This window comes from Methylobacterium sp., from assembly GCF_019750675.1.
In the GTDB taxonomy this organism is placed as follows: domain Bacteria; phylum Pseudomonadota; class Alphaproteobacteria; order Rhizobiales; family Beijerinckiaceae; genus Methylobacterium.
In genome coordinates this window covers 1-5,040 of sequence record NZ_JAIEOF010000023.1, presented here as the reverse complement: position 1 = coordinate 5,040, position 5,040 = coordinate 1, and the positions used below count along the sequence as shown (strand labels likewise).

The 5,040-nt window shown below is 70.5% G+C and carries 7 protein-coding genes; all 7 read right to left on the bottom strand.

All coding sequences use genetic code 11. The features are described 5' to 3' along the window. Nucleotides 1-674, bottom strand: a 674-nt coding sequence (locus tag K2X24_RS01050; RefSeq protein ID WP_292493856.1) for an NUDIX domain-containing protein, incomplete at its 3' end; no start/stop codon positions are given. A gap of 16 nt (nucleotides 675-690) precedes the next feature. Beyond that, complete coding sequence (locus tag K2X24_RS01045; protein ID WP_292493855.1) at nucleotides 691-1,107, bottom strand: HIT domain-containing protein; 417 nt, start codon at nucleotides 1,105-1,107, stop codon at nucleotides 691-693. A gap of 49 nt (nucleotides 1,108-1,156) precedes the next feature. Continuing rightward, on the bottom strand, nucleotides 1,157-1,936 hold the full coding sequence (locus tag K2X24_RS01040; protein WP_292493853.1) for a molybdopterin-dependent oxidoreductase: 780 nt from the start codon (nucleotides 1,934-1,936) through the stop codon (nucleotides 1,157-1,159). Next, complete coding sequence (locus K2X24_RS01035; RefSeq protein WP_292493851.1) at nucleotides 1,936-2,574, bottom strand: cytochrome b/b6 domain-containing protein; 639 nt, start codon at nucleotides 2,572-2,574, stop codon at nucleotides 1,936-1,938. Before K2X24_RS01035 ends, K2X24_RS01040 begins: the two co-directional genes overlap by 1 nt. 75 nt (nucleotides 2,575-2,649) lie before the next feature. Beyond that, nucleotides 2,650-3,249, bottom strand: a complete 600-nt coding sequence (locus tag K2X24_RS01030) for a hypothetical protein (protein ID WP_292493849.1) — start codon at nucleotides 3,247-3,249, stop codon at nucleotides 2,650-2,652. 126 nt (nucleotides 3,250-3,375) lie between these two features. Further along, complete coding sequence (locus tag K2X24_RS01025) at nucleotides 3,376-3,984, bottom strand: hypothetical protein (protein WP_292493847.1); 609 nt, start codon at nucleotides 3,982-3,984, stop codon at nucleotides 3,376-3,378. Nucleotides 3,985-4,121: 137 nt separating this feature from the next. After that, entirely contained in the window at nucleotides 4,122-4,982 is an 861-nt protein-coding gene (locus K2X24_RS01020) for a universal stress protein (RefSeq protein ID WP_292493845.1), read from the bottom strand. Nucleotides 4,983-5,040 lie beyond the last annotated feature (58 nt).

The following is a 5,040-nucleotide window of genomic DNA, read 5'->3' as shown; positions in this document are numbered from 1 at the left end:
TAGCGGACCGCGCCGATGGTCAGGCCGACCTCCTCGAAGGTCTCGCGCCGCACGGCGTCCTCGACGGTCTCGCCGGGCTCCAGGAAGCCGGCGAGGCAGGAATACATGCCGTCATGGAAGCGCGGCGAGCGCCCGAGCAGGCAGGCCCCATCCCGGACGATCAGCATGATCACCACGGGGTCGGTGCGGGGGAAGTGGTGCGTCTCGCAGGCCGAGCATTCGCGACGGTAGCCGCCCGCCGCCAGCGTGGTCGGGGTTCCACAATTGGCGCAGAAGCCCTGCCGCGCGTGCCAGCCGAGGAGCGACTTCGCCGTGGCGAGGAGGCCGAGTTCGTGCGGCGCGATCCGACCCTCGCCGGCTAGACTCCGCAGATCGTTGGTCCGGAAGTCAGGGTCGGCCTCCAGGGCCTCGGACGCCTCGGCCGGCACGACGGCGGCGAAAACCGGGTCTCCGTCGAGGCGCCCGAGATAGAGCGTCAGGCCGCGCTCCCCCGTGCGGGCGGCCATGTCCGGCGTCAGGAGCGCGGTATCGCCCGAGAGCACGACGCGGTCGCCCGCCAGGATGGCGATGCGTGCCCCGGGCGCGTCGAGATCGGGGATCGCGGCGGCGCTCTCGGCCGAGTGGCGCACGAGGCGGCTCTGGACGTAGCCGAGCTGGCCCAAGGGATCGGTCATCGGATCGGCCATCGCCTCAGGCCGCCGCGAACAGGGCGCCGATGCGCTCGATCATCTGGGCGCGGGCGTGGTGCGGGTAAGGTGTCGCCGTGCCGACGCCCCAGACCGGCTTCGGCCAGGCGGGATCGGAGAGAAAGCGCCCGATCACGTGGACGTGGAGTTGGGATACGACGTTGCCGAGTGCCGCGACGTTGACCTTGTCGGGCTTGGCGAGCGCCAGCATCACGCCCGTCGCGATCCGCATCTCGTCCATCAGGCCCCGCGCATCCTCCGGCGACAGGTCGGTGATCTCGCTGGCGTCGGCCCGGCGCGGCACGAGGATCAGCCAGGGGAAGCGGGCATCGTCCATGAGAAGGACGCTGCACAGGGCGAGGTCGCCCACGTGCACGGTGTCGGTGGCCAGCTGCGGGTCGAGGGTGAAGTCTGTGCTCATCGCGACGCGATGTAGAGCGGAACCGTGGCCGATGCGAGGGGCGCGTCCCTCAGATCCCGCTGAACCAGTTGTAGCCCTGGTCCTCCCAGTAGCCGCCCGGATAGTCGTTGGTCACGAAGATCGCCGCGATGTGCTTGGGGCTCTTGAAGCCGAGCTTCGTCGGCACCCGCACCCGCAAGGGGTAGCCGTACTCGGGCGCGAGGGGCTGGCCGGCGAAATCGAGGGCCAGGACCGTCTGCGGGTGCAGGGCGCTCGGCATGTCGAGGCTGCCGTAATAGCGGTCGGCGCATTTGAACCCGACATATTTCGCGGTGAGGTCGGCGCCGGTCCGCTCCAGGAAGGTCCGCAGCGGCACGCCGCTCCACTGCCCGATCTGGCTCCAGCCCTCGATGCAGATGTGGCGGGTGATCTGGCTCTCCTGCGGTAGGGCGCGCAGCTTCTCCAGCGTCCAGGGCGCCTTGTCGGCGACGAGGCCGGAGACTTCGAGCTTCCAGGTCGCCGCGTCGATCTCCGGGATGTTGTCGGGCGGGTAATAGGCGTTGAAGCGGAACGGCGTATCGATCATCGAGGCCGGGTAGGTCGGGGCCAGGGTCGCGGGATCGAACAACCATTGCTGGACCCGGTCGTTGGCCCGCGACATCGCCCAGAGCACCCGGTCGGCCAGGGAGCCGTTGCTGCCCGTGGAGAGGTCGCAGCCGGAGAGCAGGGTCAGCGCCCCCAGCGAAAGGCCGCCGCGCAGCACCATCCGGCGCTCCAGGCGCGCGAGGTCGGGGGCGAGATCGCGGCGCAGGGCCTTGAGGCGGGCGGCGTCGTCGGGATCGCGGGGCATCAGCGAACGGTCTCCTCGGTGACGCGGGCGCGGCCGGTGATCATCGCCAGCAGCGTCCTCGGCACCACGATCACGAGGGCGAGGTGCAGGAGGATGAAGCCGGCAAGGCCCGCCATGGCAAAGAAGTGGACCCGGCGCGCCCACTCGTAGCCGCCGAACAGGTTCGCGAGGCTCTGCCACTGCACGGGCTTCCACAGGGCGCAGCCCGAGGCGACGAGCAAGAGGCCGAGCGCGATGGCGATGAGGTAGGCGAGGCGCTGCACGGCGTTGTAGCGGCCGACCCGGTGGCTGAGCCGCAGCGCCAGGGCCGCGCGGGCGTCTCGCCAGACCGCGCCCGGGCTCAGGGGCAGGAAACTCGTCGCAAAGTGGCGGGCCAGGAGCCCGTAGGCGACGTAGGCGAGGCCGTTGAGGGCAAACAGCCACATGGCGGCGAAGTGCCAGGCCAGCGCGCCGCCGAGCCAGCCGCCCAGCGTCGCCCATTTCGGGAAGGCGAAGGGAAAGAGCGGCGAGGCGTTGTAGATCGCCCAGCCGCTGAACAGCATGCAGAACACCGCGACCGCGTTGATCCAGTGGGTGACCCGCACCACGAGGGGGTGGATCACCACGAGGCGCGACGGGGTTTCGGGAACGATCGTCAACAGGACCTCAATATCTTGGGAATCTCGGAATCGCGGTCCGACCCCGCCGGCGCATACCGGCGGGGAGGGGCGGGATCACATCGACGGGACGGTGCCGTTGCGGCCGACGATGAGGACGACGGCGTTGAGCTTTCCGTCCGGCCCGGCCTTCGTGAAGGCCACGACCTTCTCGCCCGCCACCACGATGCTCTTCTCGCCCGGGTCGACCAGGGTCACCGGCACATCCTCGGGGACCACAACCTTCTTCTCGCCGCCCTGGTACTTGACCAGCATGGTGCGTCCGTCGGTGCCGGACAGGCTGCCGATGGCACCGTTGGTCATGGTCGAGTTGGAGCCGAGGTCCCACGGATAGTGGCCGTCCGCGGTGCCGCGCAGGGAGGAGGCGAACACCGTGACCTGCAGCGCCTTCTGGGTGCCGTCCGGCTGCGGGATCGCGGCCGTGCCGATGTAGCTCTCCGACTTGATGTCCGAGAGCTTGCCGCTGCTGGCGGCCAGGATCTTGGTATCGTCGCCGAAGGTCACGGTCTTGGTCTCGCCCATGCGGGGCTTGATCGTCACGGTCGAGCCATCGACGGACTCGATCGTGCCCCGGTAGCGCACAACGTCGTCGGCGCGGGCCGGCGCCGCCGCGAGCGCGAGACCGAGGGTCAGTCCGGTCAGCAGGGTCTTCATCATGGCGTTCCTCCGTGTCTGTTCGGGCGTGGAATCGTGGCGTGTGGGGGCGTGGTCCGCCCGGGCGTCCGCGAGCCTTTCGGCGTCGGCGAAGCCCGGGTTACATCGGCCTGCTCCGGCGGGGCCGGGTCACATCGGCGGAACGGTACCGTTCTCGCCGACGACCATGCGCTCGGCCACGGCGACGCCGCCCGCATCGGCCCGGGTGAAGGCCACCACGCGGGCCCCCGGCTTGATCTTGCCGACATCCCCCGGTGCGAGGGCCACGACCGGTACGCCTTCCGGGACCGTGATGGTCTTCTCGCCGCCCTTGTAGGTCACCCGGATCGTGCGGTCGCCCGTGCCCGAGAGGGCGCCCACCGCGCCGTTGGTCATGGTGTTCTCCTTCTCGAGATCCCACGGGTAGTGGCCGTCCCCGGTGCCGCGCATGCTGGGCGCGAAGACCGCGACCTCGAGGGCCTTGAGGGTGCCGTCCGGCTGCGGGGTCGCGGCGGTGCCGATGTAGCTGTCGGGCTGGATGTCGCTGATCTTGGCCGCGTTGGCGGTGGCGACCCGCACGGTCTCGCCGAGCTTGACCTGCACGCTGGCCCCGAGGCGCGGCTTGATCGTGATGCTCGATCCGTCCACCGCCTCGATCGTGCCGCGGATGCGCACCACGGGGGAATCCGCTCGGGCCGGCAGGCCGATCATGATTCCGGACAGGGCGAGTCCAGAGAGGACGAGGGTCAGCGACTTCATGCGAGTGGTCCCGGCAGCCGGTCCATGCCGGCCCCGGGAGGCTGGGCCCGATCGGAGATGCGCGCAAGTCAATTGCGCGCGATCCGGATGGTTCGGGTCGCGGTTTTCGGCCGCGCTCGATCCCGCCCTGATCTGCCCTAGTGAGCCATCAGCATCGGGATTTCCGCATGGGCCAGGAGGTGGCTCGTCGGCCCCCCGAAGATCATCTGGCGCAGGCGGCTCTGCGTGTAGGCACCCTTGATCAGCAGATCGCAGCCGAACGCCTCGGCCTCGGCCAGGAAGACCTCGCCCGGCGTGCGCCGCCCGGCGGAATGGGCGCGGAAATCCGCCGCGATCCCCTCGCAGGCCAACGAGCGGGCCAGATCCTCCGCGCTCGGGCCCGGCACGGTGCCGCCCTCGACGCTGATCACCCGGATGCGCTGGGCCTGGCGCAGGAACGGCATGGCGAAGGCTACCGCGCGGGCGGTTTCGGTCGAGCCGTTCCAGGCGATCAGGATCGCGTCGCCCAGGGTGGCGGGGGCGATCGGGGGAGCCAGCAGGATCGGGCGGCCGCTCTCGAACAGGGCCGTCTCGAAGGTGGTCATGCGGGGCGAGCCGTCGTCGGTCCCGGGGCGCCCGACCACGGTGGCGGTGAACAGGCGCGCGTACTGCCCGAGGAAGGCGTCCCCCGCCGGCACGTCGGGGCGCCAGCGGTAGCGGGGCCCGGCACTCCCCACGGTCTCGGGCGTGCAGGGCCCGTCGCTCGCCAGGGGGACGCCGGCCTGCTCCATGAAGGTCACGAAACGGTGGCCGGCCGTCTCGGCCTCGGCCTTGTCGGCCTCCTCGTCCCGCAGCCAGGTCATGCCGCCGACCATGTCGACGGGCACGTACTCGGCGAGCGCCGGGCGCAGGGAGACGCCCTCGATGAGGCTTCCGAACCGGCGCGCGGCCAGGATGGCGGTCTCGAAGACGGACGGGAGCGCGTCGTGGGACGCGACGGGAACGAGCAGGGTCTTCATGGAAGGGCCTTTCTCGCGGCGGCACGATCAAGCCTGAGGCTAATGGGAAACGGCCGCT

What these genes read in the sequence shown, in the direction of transcription:
- K2X24_RS01025 (WP_292493847.1), bottom strand. Translation starts at nt 3,984, where the DNA reads ATGAAGTCGCTGACCCTCGTCCTCTCTGGACTCGCCCTGTCCGGAATC.
- K2X24_RS01045 (WP_292493855.1), bottom strand. Translation starts at nt 1,107, where the DNA reads ATGAGCACAGACTTCACCCTCGACCCGCAGCTGGCCACCGACACCGTG.
- K2X24_RS01020 (WP_292493845.1), bottom strand. Translation starts at nt 4,982, where the DNA reads ATGAAGACCCTGCTCGTTCCCGTCGCGTCCCACGACGCGCTCCCGTCC.
- K2X24_RS01040 (WP_292493853.1), bottom strand. Translation starts at nt 1,936, where the DNA reads ATGCCCCGCGATCCCGACGACGCCGCCCGCCTCAAGGCCCTGCGCCGC.
- K2X24_RS01030 (WP_292493849.1), bottom strand. Translation starts at nt 3,249, where the DNA reads ATGATGAAGACCCTGCTGACCGGACTGACCCTCGGTCTCGCGCTCGCG.